The organism is Variovorax sp. 3319 (assembly GCF_031456585.1).
Classification (GTDB): domain Bacteria; phylum Pseudomonadota; class Gammaproteobacteria; order Burkholderiales; family Burkholderiaceae_C; genus Variovorax; species Variovorax paradoxus_P.
Genome location: NZ_JAVDUZ010000001.1, coordinates 504,282 through 520,643, shown reverse-complemented (window position 1 = coordinate 520,643; position 16,362 = coordinate 504,282). Strand labels below are relative to the sequence as shown.

Here is a 16,362-nt window from a genome sequence, read left to right as displayed (position 1 = left end):
GTATCGCCGCGTTAACGATCCGCGGCACTAAATGCCGCTGATTCGTGCACTCCTGCACGACGCTGCGCCGGCACGCCCCTCTCATCTACCTAAGATGGGCAGACATAAAAAAGACTTCAGGGAGTCGCAGTGTTTATCCAAACGCAAGCTATTGCGTGGGGCGCTCGTGTGCGCGCTACAGCCCGCTTTTCAGCGGGTACGGCCTTGTCCATCATGGCCGTCACGCTCGTCGGGTGCGGTGCGCCTGCCCCCAAGGAATACGGTGGCTCCTGGGCACCGGTAAACCGGTTCCAGACTGCGGCGACCGAGATTCCGCTCTCGCCCGCCTACACGTTCTACGTTTCGCCCATGGACGCGACGCTCAGGACCATGCTGAAGCGGTGGGCATCGGACAACGGGCTGCAGCTGTCCTATCAAATAGGTTCCGACTTCACGCTTCACCAACCTGTAGCGAAGGTTCGCACCAACGACCTTCCTTCCGCCATGGGTGAGCTGAGCGCCATTTATGCACCGCAGGGTGTCTCCATTTCGGCGGACGGCAAGCAAATCCTGGTTCAGGCCGCAAGTGCCGCTCCGCTGTCTGCACCGGGGCCACGCTGATGTTCAAGAACAACGCGTCGGCTTCGAAGGTCGACGAAGCCATCGCTCAATCCGTCAACTTCGAACTCACTGTTGCAGACATCGCGAGACGCAGCGAGCGGCGCGCATGGTGGGTCGCGGGCTCTGCCGCGGTCATGTCGCTGGTGCTCCTGGGCGGCTACTTCTACGTGCTGCCGCTGAAGGAAAAAGTGCCTTACCTGGTTATCGCCGATGCGTACACGGGCACCAGCACCGCCGCGCGCCTGACCGACGATGGCGCCTTGCAGCGCATTACCACCAGCGAGGCAATTAATCGCAGCAACGTAGCCCACTTTGTGCTCGCCCGCGAGTCCTACGACCTCGCAATCACGAACTTGCGCGACTGGACCACGGTGCTGACGATGTCGTCGGGCAACGTCTCCGGTGGCTACACCAACTTGTATTCGTCAGGAAACCCGGCCAACCCGTACACCATTTACGGCAAGGACAAGGCCATTCGGGTTCGCATCCTGAGCATCACCCTGATCGGTGGCGGAGGCGGCGAAGTTCCCAAGGGCGCCACCGTGCGCTTTCAGCGCAACGTCTACAACAAGCAAAACGGTTCTTCGGTGCCCCTGGACAGCAAGATCGTGACGATGGCGTTCACCTACAAGTCGAACCTCACGATGGACGAGCAGCAGCGAATCGAAAACCCGCTCGGCTTCCAGGTTACCGACTATCGCGTGGATACCGACTACGCCTCATCGCCGCCCGAAGAAGTCTCAAGCAGCCTCAAGCCCGCCGAGAGCATGCCGGCAATGCCCGGCGCGGCACTCTCGCCCGGCCCTGATGCTATTGCTGGCGCGGGAGGCAGCGCCACGGCGATGGCGCCGCCCACGCAACCCGTGATGCCAGCCACTCCTTCTTCGCCCGGTTTCGGCGTACCAGGCGCTCCCGCGCCGGCCGCTCCAGCCGTAGCGCCTGCAGGTGCCAACCAGGGAACGCGCCGCCGATGAAATCACAACAGTCAAACCGTCGCCGATGGGCATTGAAGGCCGCAGCGTACGCACTCGTGGCCAGCGCGGGGCCCTGCGCCTTTGCGCAAACAGTCCAGATGTACGAGTACCAGCCCGACCGCACGGGACCTATCCCTACCTGGTCATCCGCCACGGCGACAACGTCGTGGGTCTTCGCAGGAACACCGCCCAGTGAACCAACATCTTCCTTCCCGGCCAGGAGACGCCGTGCACAACCACGAGCGGCAAGATCCCACCAACGGCAGCAGCCAGCCGGCTCCACAGGCCAATCCTTATTCGAGGCAGTTCGAGGACATGGGGGCGCCCGCTGCACCGAATCTCGACGCGCATGCGCCCGAGCTCAAATCCAGCGAAATGCAGCGCATGAATCGCCGCGCGCTTGGCTTCCTCGCGGGCATCGTGCTATTGCTCGGGTTGGCGGCCATCTGGCTCATTGGCAACGTGATGCGCCCCGACAAGCCGCAAAAAGCCAAGGAAGAAGTGGTTACCGTCCCGGCGGCACCTCAACTGCCGCCACCGCCGCCCCTGGCACGGGTTGCAACTGCACCCACTCCACCCATACCCTTGGCGCAGCCGCCGCTGCCGCCGGTTCAGTCCGCACCGCAAGGCCCACAAGGTCCGACGCTCAACCGCATGCTGCAAACGCTGCGCGCGCCGGACTTCACCAACGTGGCCCTCTGGGCGCACGACTTGCGCCGGCGCAAGCATGTGAAGGACGGCAGCCGGTTCAAGGATGCCTTCAACCAGTCGCTGTCCAACGCGTACTTCAAGGGGCTCTCGACGCAAAAGCTCATGCAGAACGAGCTCTATGTGACGATGCTTTACCGCCCCGTGGTTTCGGGCAAGCGGTTCGTCGAAAAGTCCGCCGATGCCTCTCGGCTGGCGTCCGAGCAGCAGCAGGCTATCGACAAGGTGCTCGAACTGGCCGGCAACATGGAGGCCGTGCTCAAGGACTATGCGCCCACGCGCCTTCGCATGTACGAGGCCGCCAATGGCACCGTCTTTTCGGAGACGCTCGAGTTCTTCGGCTATCTCCTCAACCGCGTTGAAGAGCCCGTGCCGGTGCTGAAGGCACCCGTTTACCGCTATCTGGCCGTCAGCCGCCAGCGCTTTTCAGCAAAGACCGGTGACTTTGTGCTCACCACGCCCAACGGCGTCAATCACTTCGGCGCCATCCTCAACGTCAAGGAATACCCAGACGGCACCCATCCCGGCATCCTCAACGGGCTCAAGTATCTCGACTTCGAATACGTGGTCACCCATTCGTTCAGCCCCGTGGGGCGGCACGATGCGCTCAAGGCGCTCGAGCGCACCAAGGGCATGATGATTTCGTCCGGCGACAAGGCCGTCAGCCAGATCGTCGAGCTCGATCAGGCCATGGACCAGATTTCGTCCGGCAACTTTGTGCTGGGCCAATATCACTTCACTATTGCCGTCTACGCGCCAGACCAGGCGACGCTGTCCCAGAACATTGCCACCACCCGCGCCGAGCTTTCCAATGCGGGCTTCGTCTCGATCAAGGAAGACCTGGCCGTTACCGCTGCGTTCTATGCGCAATTTCCCGGCAACTGGAAATACCGCACCCGGCTGGCCAACGTCAGCTCGCTCAACTTCCTGGGCATGTCGCCACTGCACAACTTTGCCAGCGGCAAGCGCGACAACAACCCCTGGGGTCCGTGCGTCACCACGCTGCAGACCGTCAACGGCCAGCCCTATTTCTTCAACTTTCACGCCACGCTGCCGGGCGAAAACTCCCTGGGCGAAAAGGCAATTGCCAACACCATCGTCATCGGCAAGTCCGGCACCGGCAAAACGGCGCTCATCAACTTTCTGCTAAGCCAGATCCAGAAGCTCGACCCGTCGCCCACCATCTTCTTCTTCGACAAGGATCGCGGCGCCGAGATCTTCGTGCGCGCCTGCGGCGGCAACTACCTCTCGCTTGAAAACGGCCAGCCCACGGGCTTCAACCCCTTCCACTGCGCACGCACCGAGGCCAACGTCCAGTTCCTGAGCGATCTCGTCAAGGTGCTGGCTGCCAAGCCGGTCTACACCTCTCGTGAAGAAGACGACATCTTCCGCGCTGTCGAAGCCATGCTCGACACGCCCGAGCACCTGCGCAACATGACCAACTTCCAGAAGAGCCTGCCCAACATGGGCGACGACGGCCTCTTCATCCGCATGCGCAAATGGACCGCGGGCAACTCGCTGGGCTGGGTGTTCGACAACCCCAAGGACACCATCGACCTGCAAAAGGCAAACATCATCGGCTTCGACTACACCGATGTCATCGACAACCCCGAGGTGCGCGTGCCGGTCATCAACTACCTGCTGCACCGGCTCGACGCGCTGATCGATGGACGCCGGCTCATCTACGTGATGGACGAATTCTGGAAAATTCTCGACGGCGGCGGCGCCCTCAAGGACTTTGCCAAGAACAAACAGAAGACCATCCGTAAGCAGAACGGCATGGGCATCTTCGCGACCCAGAGCCCCGAAGACGCGCTGGGCAGCGACATCTCGGCCGCACTCATCGAGCAGACCGCGACCATGATCCTGCTGCCCAACCCCAACGCGAGCCGCAAGGACTACATCGAGGGCCTCAAGCTCACCGAGTCCGAATACCAGGTGGTGGTCAGCCTCGACGAGCGCTCGCGCCGCTTTCTCGTCAAGCAGGGCCACATGTCTTCGGTATGCCAGCTGGATCTGCGCGGCATGGACGACGCGCTGGCAGTCATTTCAGCCTCCACCGACAACATCGAGATCCTGCATGGCGTGCTGGACGCAAGCGCCAGGGCCGAAGGCATCTCCGTCAACGAGCTGCGGCCCGAGCAATGGCTGCAGGACTTCTACGACCAGCGCAAGGGCAGCGGCAAGCGCGCCGAAGCGCCCGGAGATCAGTCTGGTCAGCGCGCGGCGCGTTCGCGCCTCATTGCATGACCGGCCCGCACCCTTTCGACGATCACTTCATTATTTCGGAGACTTTCAATGAAACTGCGCATCCATTTGGCCGCCTTTTCCTTCGCGCTCGGGACCGCCGGCCTCAGCACGTCCGCCCAAGCTCAAGCTCCAGACCCCTGCACCCTGTATCTCTGCATGGCAAGCATCTCCGGCCAAGGCACGCCGCCCGGTAACTGCGCCTCTGCCCTGGCCTACTGGCACGTACCGTTCCCCGGCGGCCTTGCCATCTGGACCTATTACCCCGTGACCAAATTCTGGCCCGACCAGTCTTACGAGTACCGCAAGCAGTACATGAACAGTTGCTCGGGCGCGACCAACACGCAGAACAACAGCAATATTTCCGACGCCATCATGGACCAATGGGGCCGGGTCGAGTGAGCGCAGTCACCGCAACAACACACCCACACACGCGCAATGCCGGCCTCATTGAAGAACAAGCTACGCCTCTGCCTGCGGGGCTGGCGAACAGAAATCGTTGCGGTCCTTTGCTGCACCGTGATCTACAAGCTTTTCGTCCATCCCGAGGCTCTTTCTCAATTTGCCGCGGATTCATTCGGTCGAGTTCTGATGATGCTTGGCTTGGCAATGTTCGCAGCCCTGACGCTCTGGCTGTGGTGGCGCGTCAGCAGCAGGTTCTTCCGCTTTCTGCTCGCACCGCCGGGCAAAAAACCGGCAAGCCACGAGCGCACCGAATATTGAATGCAGGCCCGCACCGGCTGCCGCGCCACGACAACTTTGCCCCGAGGGAATCCCACCATGCCACAACACATTGAAGCCCGCCCCGCCCTGCCACGCAATGCCATCCGTTGCGCTCTAGTCGTCGCTGCCTGGGTGCTGATGGGTGCCGCCCATGCGCAAGTGGATGTCAAAGACGCGGAGGCCGAAAAGTTCCTGGACAAGATCGACTCGACCACCGGCGACATCAAGAAATCGGCCTCCGACATTCTCAGCCAGCTCAAGAACAGCACCCAAAACCTCGGCTTCGCCGCCACCTTGACGCCCAACAACAAGCTTCAGAAAGTCGGCGACGTCTCCGGCTACATCTCGCAGGCTTGCCCTGGTTCCGGTGCCGGCGAAGGGAGTGCCGCCAGCGCCGGGGCGAGCACCAGCGGCCAGCCTCTCACCAGCTTGACCACGATAAGTGCAATCGGCGGTAGCGACGCGGCGCAAAAAATCTGCCGGGAACTCATTCAGCTTCGCGTGCAGTCGTTCAATGAAACCATCGACATGGCCAACCGCTTCGAGCAATACAGCCAGCAGCTCACCTCCATCGACAACAAGCGCAGTTCCAGCAATACCCATGGCGACGTGCAAGCTCTCACCAATGAGGCCGCTCGTACCACTGCCAAGCTGCAAGCTGAAATGGGCTTCTGGCGCACACGTATCGACGCCTACGACGCGGCCATCAAATTCCACGAAGGCCAGCAGAACACCCTTACCAAGATTGCCATGAAGGGCACAGGGGGCGGGGGTGCCACTGCCGAGAGCTTCGGGCGCATGAATGCGGGCCAATTGGTTCAAGCCGCCGCCATTGCCGCAGCCCTGGCCGTCAAGTAGCCGTCGTCCCATTGCACCGAGCACAACCCTCCTTCACGGAACCCCATGTCGCAACACATTGAAGCCCATCCACACCTGCTCCGGGGTGCTTTCCGCTCGGCCCTTGCCATGGCCGCGCTGGTGCCGGCGAGCGCCGCGCATGCGCAAGTGCCTGATGCCGGCGGCGGTGCCTTCGTCTTCGCTCTGATCTACAAATGGCTGTCCGGCAGGATCAGCGACTTCGGCACCGATTTCATGGGCCGGGCCATGCAGTGGGTCAGCACGGTCGCCCTCGTCCTGCTCACGCTGTGGATTCTGATCCAGGGCTTTCGCATCCTCACCGGCCAGTCACGCGAACCGATGATCGCCCTGGTGGCCAGCATGAGCCGCAACGCCTTGATCGTGATCGCCGCAAGCACCATGGCCCTGGGTGGCTCGGACCTGCATTCGATCTTCACGGACGGCCTGCTCAAGGAGGTCAACTACATGGTCACCGGCGAGAAGGAGTCGCCGGTCTCGGCCATCGACAAGAACCTGGTGCTCACCCAGGTGGTCATGTCGGCCATCGACAACGCGCAGGGCCTGAACGTGAGCACCAGCGGCTCCAACGTCGCCAGCGTGGGCGCCTCCTCGCTCGTGGGGGCGCTGGGCGTGTCCAGCCCGGCGATCACGGCCGGGGCGCTGCTGCTGACCTACCAGGTGGGGCTGGCTCTGTTCATCAGCCTGGGGCCGCTGTTCATCCTGTGCCTGATCTTCAAGCAGACCGAGTCGCTGTTTCACAAGTGGCTGCTGTACGGCATCGGGCTGCTGTTCTCGATGGCGGTGCTCAGCTTCATGGTGTCGCTGGTGCTGGAGTTGAACCTGCGCATTGCCGCGGGGCTGTGGGCGAGCAAGGCGATCACCAGCTTTCTGGGCATCAGTGGCAGCACGGGCCTGACCAGCCAGGCGATGCTGCAAGGGGGCATCGGGCTGCTGCTGACGGTGCTGCTGGTGACCGCGCCTGCGGCGGCGGCGCAGTTCTTCGGGGGGACGCTGGGGCAGTTCTATCACCAGTCGGTGTTCGGTGGCGGCAGCAGCGGTCAGAGCGCGGTGGCACCGGGTGGGGGAGCTCCTGGGCCTTATGCGCCGACGGCCGGCCAAGCGCCGCAAACAACATCGAATCAAACAGGCAGCACTGGCGGACTCAATGGCAGTCCCAACCGCGCCTCGGCGCAGCCCCTGGCGGATGAGATCAGGGCCGCTTCTGCACCACCGCCTTCAAGGGCCCTCAATGTGGATGGGGCGTGACCCATGTCAGCAAATCTCTTGTACAGACTGCTCGTGGCAAGTCTCTGGATTTTCTTGGGCGACACCGCGCTTGCCCAGCAATGCCCTCCTGGTCAGATTGCTTATGGCTCGGGCCCCGGTCTCAACATGTGCGGGCCGGATAACAGACAACAGCAAGCACCTCAGCAACCCGCACCGCAGTGGGAAAGTCGGTGGGGCGCGATTGCGACGGACGGACCTAATGACGCTTTAGGCGTAGCCACCGACAAGCGGAGCAAACGAGAAGCGTCACAAGTAGCCATGCGGGACTGCCAGTCAAAAGGCGGCGTGAACTGCAAGATTGACATTACCTATGACAACCAATGTGCTGCCATTGTCGTAGGCGACGGCGCCTACAACGTAGGCAATGCCTCGACAGTGGATCAAGCTGTCGCCTCGGGCGTAAAGACATGCCGTGGCGGTGGATTCACCAATTGCCGCTCCTACTACACCGCTTGCAGCCTCCCAGTGCGCATTCAATAGCCACCATGAGGCGCCCTATCGCAGTTCGCTTCATTTTTCCTGCAATCGCCACTGCTGCATGCTGCATGCTGCCAACATCCACGGATAAAGCGGCGACGAACTAGCAATTTTTCATAGCAAGTACTTCATGAACCGCATCGCCTCATTTGTCGCCGGCGCCACTCTCGGCCTGGTTTGCTTTCATGCTTTTGCGCAGAACGCGCGGACACAGACGCAGGCACCCAGCTTGTGCGTGGCCAATGAAAAACCGGTGTTCTCCTGCACGCTGCAAGGCTTCAGCCGCAAGATAGTTTCGCTGTGCGCATCGCCTGCATCGACGCAGGGTGAAAGACGCTTCCAGTACCTGTACGGGCGACCTTCAAGAATCGAACTCAGGTATCCGGCGAGCAGCAACAGCCATGAGGCCTTTACGTTCACGCGCCTGTTCTATGCCGGTGGCACGTTTGGCTATGCCCAATCGTTCCGCAACGAGGGCTACAAGTACATCCTCTATTCGATCGAAGGCACCAACACCCGCTCGGGCTTGTTGGTGCAGCGCGACGGGCAGCTACGTGCGGCCCGCGAGATGGTGTGCCGGCCATCGACTCTGGTGGAGACAAAAGACACTGAGCTGGTACGCATCACATCCGAATGGAAGGCCGACGCGGACATCGAAGCCCACGGCCTGCCAAGCACCCGCTGAAGTTCGATTCATCCAGGGAGAACTCACCATGTCACAACGTCCAACTCGTCACGCACCGCACCCACACAACGCGCACCACACAGCCCCGTACTCCAAAGGAAACGGCGACTTCGTGTTGCAGGCCGCGCAGGGAGCGGGCATCACAAACGCGAAGGAGCTGGCCAACTTTATGGGCCAGATGCAGGTGGAATCGCACGGCTTTACCAAAGCGCACGAAAATTTGCGCTATTCGGGCCAGAACGTTTTCAAGGCTCTGCACAAACGGCACCCGGAGATGACCCAGGAAGACGCCAGCGCCATTGCTTCGGGTGGGCCGGAGAAGGTGGCTGAAGCCATCTATGGTGGTCGCCGCGATCTTGGCAACACTGAGCCGGGCGATGGGTGGAAGTATCACGGCCGCGGCTTTGTTCAATTGACGGGGCGCTACAACTATGAGCGCTATGGCAAAGCGCTTGGCTTGGATCTCGTGAATCACCCTGATTTGGCTTCTGAGCCCGCGAACTCGGCCAGAATCGCGGTGCAGTATTGGAAGGAACGCGTGGTGGTCAATGGCCACCAGCACGACATCACGCGTGCCACCGAGGACATCAATGGCGGGCAGAACTCTCTCAAAGAACGCAAAGCCGCCGCCACACAGTGGGAAACCAAACTTGCCCACGGCTACAAGCCCGGCGATCCAGAACCCGGCCAGTCGCTGCAAGACAGCCCGCTTTTCAAGCAGGCGAAAGCCTGCCTCGAAAAAATCGACGCTGAGTTTGGTCGCAAGCCCGACCAGTTGACCGACAACGCCGCGGCCGCCATCGCAGTGGCCGCATTGCGCGGTGGCTTGACCCGCATCGATCACATGACGCTGGGCGGCAACGACAACAGCACGATCTTTGCGATTCAAGGCAAGCCGGGCGCCGCGCTTTCCAAGTTTGTCGATGTGCCGACCGTGGAATCGATGCACACGCCGGTCGCTCAAAGCTCACTGGCGTTCGCAGCCGTGCAGCAAGTGCAGCAGCAGCCCCCTCAGCAAAGCAACGAACAAGCCGCACAGCAGACAGTACCCGCGATGGCTCGCTGAGCGTCATTCAATAGCCAGGTCACCGCCGGCGCTCATGAATACCGCAAAGGACAAGATGCCGATTCCTGTCTTGCCGACCTGAACCGGCGCCCTGCGCCATCAGTCGTTCAGCAACTGCCGCAGCACAAACGGCAGGATGCCGCCATGTTTGTAGTAATCCACCTCGATTGGCGTGTCGATGCGAAGCCGCACCGTCACTTCCTGGTGCGAGCCGTCGGCACGATGCACCACCAGCTTCACATCCATTTGCGGCTTGAGTTCGCCGCCGATGACGACGTCGATTTTCTCGTCGCCCGTGAGGCCCAGGGTCTGCCATGAATCGGCGCCGCGGAACTGCAGTGGCAGCACGCCCATGCCGACCAGGTTGGCGCGGTGAATGCGCTCGAAGCTTCGCGCCACCACGGCCCTGATGCCCAGGAGCTGCGTGCCTTTGGCGGCCCAGTCGCGCGACGAGCCGGTGCCGTATTCTTCGCCGCCGAAGACCACCGTCGGAATGCCCTGCTCCATGTACTTCATGGCGGCGTCGTAGATGAACATCTTCTGGTTGCCCGGCTGGAACAACGTTACGCCGCCCTCTTCCTGCGTGCCGTTGACGTCCGGCGGGATCATCAGGTTCTTGATGCGCACGTTGGCAAAGGTGCCGCGCATCATCACGTCGTGGTTGCCTCGGCGCGAGCCGTAGCTGTTGAAGTCGGCTTTGGGCACCCCGTTCGCCTTGAGCCAGATGCCCGCGGGCGAGCTTTCCTTGATGGAGCCGGCCGGAGAAATGTGGTCGGTGGTGATCGAGTCGCCGAAGAGCGCCATGATGCGCGCGCCCTTGAAGCCGGCATCCGATGCATGCGGCTGCATCTTGAAGTCCGAGAAGAACGGCGGCTCGGCAATGTAGGTCGAGGTGGGCCAGTCGTAGACCTGGCCCGTGGTGCCCTGGATGCTGCTCCAGAACTTGCCCGGATCGGTCTTTACCTTGTCGTAGTTGGCACGGAACGACTTGGCGTTCATTGCGTGGCGCAGGTTCTCGTCGATCTCCTTCGGCGTGGGCCAGATGTCGCCCAAGTACACGTCCTTGCCGTTCTTGCCCTTGCCCACGGGCTCGGTCATCAGGTCGACCATCACGTTGCCGGCAATCGCAAAAGCCACCACCAGCGGCGGCGAGGCCAAAAAGTTGGCCTTCAGGTTCGGATGGATGCGCGCCTCGAAGTTGCGGTTGCCCGAGAGCACGGCTGCGCCGACCAGGTCGTTCTTGATGATGGCGTCGTTGATCTCCGGCGTGAGGTCGCCCGCATTGCCGATGCAGGTGGTGCAACCGTAGCCGGCCAGGTAGAAGCCGAGCTTTTCGAGGTACGGCAGGAGCCCCGCTTTCTCGAGGTATTCGGTAACGATGCGGGAGCCGGGCGCGAGCGAGGTCTTGACGTGCGGCTTGACCGTAAGGCCCGCCTCCACCGCCTTCTTGGCCAGCAAGCCGGCCGCGAGCATCACACTCGGATTGGACGTGTTGGTGCACGAGGTTATGGCCGCAATCAGCACGTCGCCATTGCCAATGGTCACACCGCCTTTGGGTGCAGCCGGCGCCGTTGCGTTCACATGGGCGGCGGCCTTGGTCGACCGGTTGGCCACCATCTCGACCAACTCACGCGGTGCGCCGGGCGGCGGGGGCGCGGCTTCGTTGTCGTCGCCCTGGCTGCTCGTTGTCAGCGGATAGCGCAGCTTGAGCCGCTCGGCCGGCTGGTTGAAGCCGTTGGCGTCGTTGGGCTTGCTGAAGAGTTCGGAGAACTTGGTAGACAGGTGGCCCAGGTCGATGCGGTCTTGCGGCCGCTTCGGGCCTGCGAGGCTCGGCGACACAGTGCCGAGGTCGAGCTTGACGATCTTGGTGTAGTCGATGTCGCCCGGGGCGGGCATGCCGAAGAGGCCCTGTGCCTTGTAGTAGGCCTCGAAACGCTCGACTTCTTCCTTGGTGCGGCCGGTGCCTTCGAAGTAGGCAACCGTTGCCTCGTCGACCGGGAAGAAGCCCATGGTGGCGCCGTATTCGGGCGCCATGTTGCCGATGGTCGCCCGATCGGGCACGCCGATCGAGGCCGCGCCGGGACCGAAGAATTCGACGAACTTGCCCACCACCTTCTCGGCCCGCAGGATGGAAGTGACATACAGCACCAGGTCGGTGGCCGTCACGCCTTCGCGCAGTTTGCCCGTGAGCTCGAAGCCCACCACGTCGGGCGTGAGCATGTAGACCGGCTGGCCAAGCATGGCGGCCTCGGCCTCGATGCCGCCCACGCCCCAGCCGACCACGCCAACGCCGTTGATCATGGTGGTGTGGCTGTCGGTGCCCACCAGCGAGTCGGGGTAGTACACCGGCACTTCCGCGTTGTCGCTCGAGCTCTTGTAGACGCCGCGTGCAAAGTATTCAAGATTGACCTGGTGCACGATGCCGAAGCCGGGTGGCACCACGCGGAAGGTGTCGAAGGCCTGCATGCCCCATTTCATGAACTGGTAGCGCTCGTTGTTGCGCTGGAACTCCAGTTTCATGTTGAGGTCGAGCGCCTTGGGCGTACCGTAGTAATCGACCATTACCGAATGGTCGACCACCAGGTCGACGGGCACCAGCGGCTCGATGGTCTTGGGCGACTTGCCGAGCTTGGCGGCCACGCTGCGCATTGCGGCCAGGTCGGCCAAAAGCGGCACGCCGGTAAAGTCTTGCAGCACCACGCGGGTCACGACGAAAGGAATTTCGTCGACGCGGTCTGCGTTGGGCGCCCAGTGCGCCAGCTCTTCGACGTGCTTGGGCGAAACCTTCTGCCCGTCGCAGTTGCGCAGCACTGACTCGAGCACGATGCGGATGGACACCGGCAACCGGTTCACGGAGGGATATTGCTTGGCCAACTCCTTCAGGGACCAATATTTGCCGGATGCGCCGGAAGGGGTCTTGAAGGTCTTGAGGGTGGACGCAAAGGCGTGCGCCGGTGCTTTGGCCATTGAGGAACTCCTGTTGGTTCGGGCTGTTCGTGGATGCACCTCAAAGATAGCAGGGATCGAAGTCAGTTGTTGTAGTCGGTCTTCCCTGCAGTGCTCTCCAAGCGCCAGGGCCCTCATGGCCATGAATGCCGGGTAAATGGGCGTTGCCGGCATCCGCTGCGCTCAGGCCAGCGCCATGTTCGCGTTGCCGCGGGTCCGACGCAGGCCCGTCCACTGCAACTCGGCCAGCACCACCACGCACAGGGCCTGCGCCAGCACCCAGGCCATACCCAGTGCCGTAACGGCGAACAGCCCGCTCATCAGCAGCGCCACGCAAGCCACGGCCCAGCCAAAATTGCCAAACACTACCAACCCGATGAGCGTGCGGGGCGGCGTGCGACGCGTAGCCATGAAGGCCGCGGCCGCCGCATATGCGAGCAGGAATACGCCCGTGCCCATGAGCAGCGGCGCCGGCAGGCCGGTCAGCCGTGCCAGCACGCCGGTGAACGCCACCTGCAAGGCACCGGTTGCGGCGCACGAAGCCGCATCCGCCCACATGACGTTGGGGAGGAAACGGGGGGATGCAAAGACGGACATGAGTAATCTCCTTCGAGTGATACGCCGCAAGCCTGTCCTGCCGCGTTGGAGCCAATGGTTCCTAAAGGCGGGCATCGCGTCGATAACCTCGGAGGTCATGGCGCCCCAGCCTCCGCGCGCCAGAATGCGGGCCATGAACACTCCCCGCTCCCACTCGTCCAAGCCTGGCCAACCCGGCGCGCGCGACCCGTTCGGCGCCCATCTGCGGCATTGGCGCACGCATCGCCGGCTGAGCCAACTCGATCTTGCGCAGGAGGCCGAGGTTTCGACCCGCCACCTGAGCTATGTGGAAACCGGCCGTGCCGCGCCCAGCCGCGAAATGGTGCTGCGCCTTGCCGAGCGGCTCGAAGTGCCTCTGCGCGAGCGAAACGCACTGCTGGTGGCCGCGGGCTTTGCGCCGATGTACCGGCAGCGCTCGCTCGACGACCCCGCGCTGGCTTCTGCGCGGCGCGCGGTCGACCTGGTGCTGAAGGGTCACGAGCCGTTTCCCGCGCTGGCAGTCGACCGCCACTGGAATCTTGTGGCGCACAACGCGCTGGTGCCGATGCTCATGGCCGGTGCGGCGCCGGAACTGGTGCAGGCGCCGATCAACGTGCTGCGCCTGAGCCTGCACCCCGATGGGCTGGCCTCGCGCATTGCCAACCTCGCCCAGTGGCGCGCCCATCTGCTCGAACGGCTGCAGCAGCAGATTGCCGCGACAGGCGATGCCGTGCTGCAGGCCCTGCACGACGAACTCGAGGCTTACCCAACGCCGAGCGTGAGCCACGACGCGCCCGCCGCGAATGCCGAGCTGTCAGGTGTCGTGGTGCCCTTTCAGCTGGTCACTCCCAGCGGCGTGCTGAGCTTTATCAGCACCACCACCATCTTCGGCACGCCGGTGGACGTCACCCTGCAGGAACTGGCGGTGGAGTCGTTCTTTCCTGCCGATGCGCAGACGGCTGCGGCTCTGGCTGCGCTGGCGGTGCAGCCAGCCGGTTGAAGTCCGGCCGGGCTTTCTGCGCCGCTTGGGCCGGCCCTTCGAAATCGTCGACCTGGATCACCTTGTCGGCAGCTTTCAGGTAAGCCAGCGCAAGCGCCGGATCGGGCGCGGAGCGCGCGGCTTCTTCGAAAGAATTGGTGCGGCGCAAAACCTTGTTGAGCGCGGTGCTTGCGTCGCCCAACTGAGCGCTCAATTCCATTGCGTGCATCAGGTCGCGCAGGCCGCCGGCGGCAGGTTCGCTGAGGTCTGGCGCCAGGCGCTCGACGATGCGCGGGTCTGTTCGCAGCAGCTCGGCAAGCGCCAACAATTGCACGTCGCGCAGGGGCGCCAGGTGAGCGGTGCGGCGCAGAACTATCGAGCCGATCACGCGTCGGCCGGCGGTGGGCAGGTTGGCGTAAAGGTCGCGCAAGATCTTGCCTGCCTGGTCGATCTGCATCCGTATAGCGGCCTGCGCGAAAGGCAGCAACTCGGGGGCCGCATCGGCCCGGTAGCGCCATATGCAGGCGCTTGCAAGATACAGGTGCGCGAGCACGTCGCCGAGGCGCGCCGAGAGCAGCTCCATGCGCTTGAGCTTGCCGCCGAGCATGCCCATGGCAAGGTCGGCGGTGAGCGCGTACTTGGCGCTCATGCGTGCAATCAGCCGCGCCTCGTGGGCCAGTGCTTCGGGTGGCTGGCCCAGCACCGGTGCACCGAAAAGGCTGTGCCACAGGTTGGTTGCCACATGCTTGCCATGGGCGATGAGCGCCTTGCCGAGTGCTGCTTCGTCGCGCGCCTGAACCGCAGCCATTTCGCCCAGCACATGCGGATGGCAACGCACCGCGCCTTGGCCGAACACGATGAGTGCACGCGTCAGGATGTTGGCGCCCTCCACCGTAATGGCGATCGGAGCCTGCCGGTATGCCACGCCCAGCAGATTCGATGGCCCCGCAATGATGCCTTTGCCACCCAGGATGTCCATGCCGCGATTGACGGCGCGCCGCCCGGCCTCGGTGAGCTGTACCTTGAGAATCGCGCTCGCCACGCTGGGCCGCTCGCCCTTGTCGAGCGCAGCCGCGGTGAAGCGCCGCGCTGCATCGCTTGCGTAGAGTTCAGCCGACATCTGCGCAACCAGTCCCGCAATTGCGTGAAACTTTCCGACCGGCAGGCCGAACTGCTCGCGGATTTGCCCGTAGCCGTTGCTCACGTAGAGCGCGGTCTGCTGCATGGCCGAGCCCAGTGCCGGCAGCGAAATGGCGCGGCCCGCGGCCAGGCACTCCATCAGCATGCGCCACCCCTGCCCCACTCGCTCTTCTCCACCGATCACCCAATCCATTGGCACGAACACCTGGCGGCCGCGAATCGGCCCGTTCATGAAGGCGCTGTCCATCGGGCGATGCCGCCGGCCGATTTCCATGCCTTCATGCGGCACCGGAATGAGCGCGCAGGTAATGCCGAGCTCACGCTCGCCCTCGGGCCTGCTTTCGTCCACCGCGTGGAATGCCAGGCCTACAACGGTGGCCACCGGCGCGAGCGTGATGTAGCGCTTGTCGAAGTCGACCAGGAACCCGCGGGTGCGCTTGCCGCCGAATTCGCGTTCGACCACCACGCCGCGGTCCGGAATGGATGCGGCGTCCGAGCCCGCATAGGGCGATGTCAGTCCGAAGCACGGCAGGTCACGGCCATCGGCCAGGCGCGGCAGATAGTGCGCCTTTTGCGCGTCGGTCCCGTAGCGCAGCAGCAGTTCGGCCGGGCCCAGTGAATTTGGCACCATGACCGTAACCGCAGCGGCAATATTGACGGTAGCAATGCGCGTGACCACCGTGGCATGTGCGTAGTGGCCAAACCCCAGCCCGCCGAACTCCTCGGGAATGATCATTCCAAAGAAGCGCTTCTCCCGCAGGTAACGCCACACCTCGGGCGGCAGGTCGCGCGCTTGGTCGATGGCATGGTCGTCGAGCATGCGGCAAAGCTCGCGAACTTCGCGGTCGAGAAAGGCCTGCTCGCGCTCGGTGAGCCGGTTGGGTCCCATGGCCGAGAGCCGGTCGAAATCCGGCCGCCCCGCAAATAGCTGCCCCTCGAAGCCGACCGTGCCGGCCTCGAGCGCCGCACGCTCCGTGTCGCCAAGCGGCGGCAGTGCCTTGGTAAACGGCTGCATGGCCCATCGGCCGATCAGGGAGGCCAGGGACATGGCGCGGACTCCTTCTTTCGCTCGCGGCTAGCCGCGGATAGAACTCCA

The 16,362-nt window shown here is 63.2% G+C and carries 14 protein-coding genes; 11 read left to right on the top strand and 3 right to left on the bottom strand.

Annotated elements, in window-relative coordinates; translation table 11 throughout:
• Positions 1-213 precede the first annotated feature (213 nt).
• From J2X67_RS02490 to J2X67_RS02450, 10 genes are all read left to right on the top strand, one after another.
• Positions 214-600, top strand: coding sequence for a hypothetical protein (locus tag J2X67_RS02490; protein WP_309950204.1), 387 nt, complete (start codon positions 214-216; stop codon positions 598-600).
• A complete protein-coding gene (locus J2X67_RS02485; protein ID WP_309950202.1) occupies positions 600-1,574 on the top strand; it encodes a type IV secretion system protein in 975 nt (324 codons plus the stop codon). The genes J2X67_RS02490 and J2X67_RS02485 overlap by 1 nt, the downstream gene beginning before the upstream one ends.
• Before the next feature lie 228 nt (positions 1,575-1,802).
• Positions 1,803-4,532, top strand: a complete 2,730-nt coding sequence (locus tag J2X67_RS02480) for a VirB4 family type IV secretion/conjugal transfer ATPase (protein ID WP_309950200.1) — start codon at positions 1,803-1,805, stop codon at positions 4,530-4,532.
• 48 nt (positions 4,533-4,580) lie between these two features.
• Positions 4,581-4,931: a hypothetical protein gene (locus tag J2X67_RS02475; protein ID WP_309950198.1), complete on the top strand. Its 351-nt coding sequence runs from the start codon at positions 4,581-4,583 to the stop codon at positions 4,929-4,931.
• 36 nt (positions 4,932-4,967) lie between these two features.
• Positions 4,968-5,252 carry a hypothetical protein gene (locus J2X67_RS02470; protein WP_309950196.1) on the top strand — a complete coding sequence of 95 codons (285 nt, stop codon included), beginning with the start codon at positions 4,968-4,970 and terminating at the stop codon, positions 5,250-5,252.
• Positions 5,253-6,110 (top strand): hypothetical protein, encoded by an 858-nt coding sequence (locus tag J2X67_RS02465; RefSeq protein ID WP_309950194.1) that lies wholly within the window; start codon positions 5,253-5,255, stop codon positions 6,108-6,110.
• A 45-nt stretch (positions 6,111-6,155) separates the two neighbouring features.
• Positions 6,156-7,376 carry a type IV secretion system protein gene (locus J2X67_RS02460; RefSeq protein ID WP_309950192.1) on the top strand — a complete coding sequence of 407 codons (1,221 nt, stop codon included), beginning with the start codon at positions 6,156-6,158 and terminating at the stop codon, positions 7,374-7,376.
• A 3-nt stretch (positions 7,377-7,379) separates the two neighbouring features.
• Positions 7,380-7,877, top strand: a complete 498-nt coding sequence (locus J2X67_RS27730; RefSeq protein ID WP_354328409.1) for a DUF4189 domain-containing protein — start codon at positions 7,380-7,382, stop codon at positions 7,875-7,877.
• Between the two features lie 127 nt (positions 7,878-8,004).
• Entirely contained in the window at positions 8,005-8,559 is a 555-nt protein-coding gene (locus J2X67_RS02455) for a hypothetical protein (RefSeq protein WP_309950190.1), read from the top strand.
• 28 nt (positions 8,560-8,587) lie between these two features.
• The gene (locus J2X67_RS02450) at positions 8,588-9,625 is read left to right on the top strand and encodes an XVIPCD domain-containing protein (protein ID WP_309950188.1); all 1,038 of its coding nucleotides are present in this window, start codon (positions 8,588-8,590) and stop codon (positions 9,623-9,625) included.
• Between the two features lie 99 nt (positions 9,626-9,724).
• On the opposite strand, the gene J2X67_RS02445 is transcribed toward J2X67_RS02450, so the two are convergent.
• Both J2X67_RS02445 and J2X67_RS02440 read right to left on the bottom strand, forming a co-directional pair.
• Positions 9,725-12,592, bottom strand: a complete 2,868-nt coding sequence (locus J2X67_RS02445; protein ID WP_309950185.1) for an aconitate hydratase — start codon at positions 12,590-12,592, stop codon at positions 9,725-9,727.
• A 162-nt stretch (positions 12,593-12,754) separates the two neighbouring features.
• Positions 12,755-13,168, bottom strand: coding sequence for a hypothetical protein (locus J2X67_RS02440; protein WP_309950184.1), 414 nt, complete (start codon positions 13,166-13,168; stop codon positions 12,755-12,757).
• Positions 13,169-13,301: 133 nt separating this feature from the next.
• Here J2X67_RS02440 and J2X67_RS02435 point away from each other — a divergent pair, with 133 nt between their 5' ends.
• Positions 13,302-14,147, top strand: a complete 846-nt coding sequence (locus J2X67_RS02435; protein ID WP_309950181.1) for a helix-turn-helix transcriptional regulator — start codon at positions 13,302-13,304, stop codon at positions 14,145-14,147.
• Here J2X67_RS02435 and J2X67_RS02430 read toward each other — a convergent pair.
• Positions 14,053-16,314, bottom strand: coding sequence for an acyl-CoA dehydrogenase (locus J2X67_RS02430; RefSeq protein ID WP_309950179.1), 2,262 nt, complete (start codon positions 16,312-16,314; stop codon positions 14,053-14,055). The two genes, J2X67_RS02435 and J2X67_RS02430, sit on opposite strands and share 95 nt — an antisense overlap.
• Positions 16,315-16,362 lie beyond the last annotated feature (48 nt).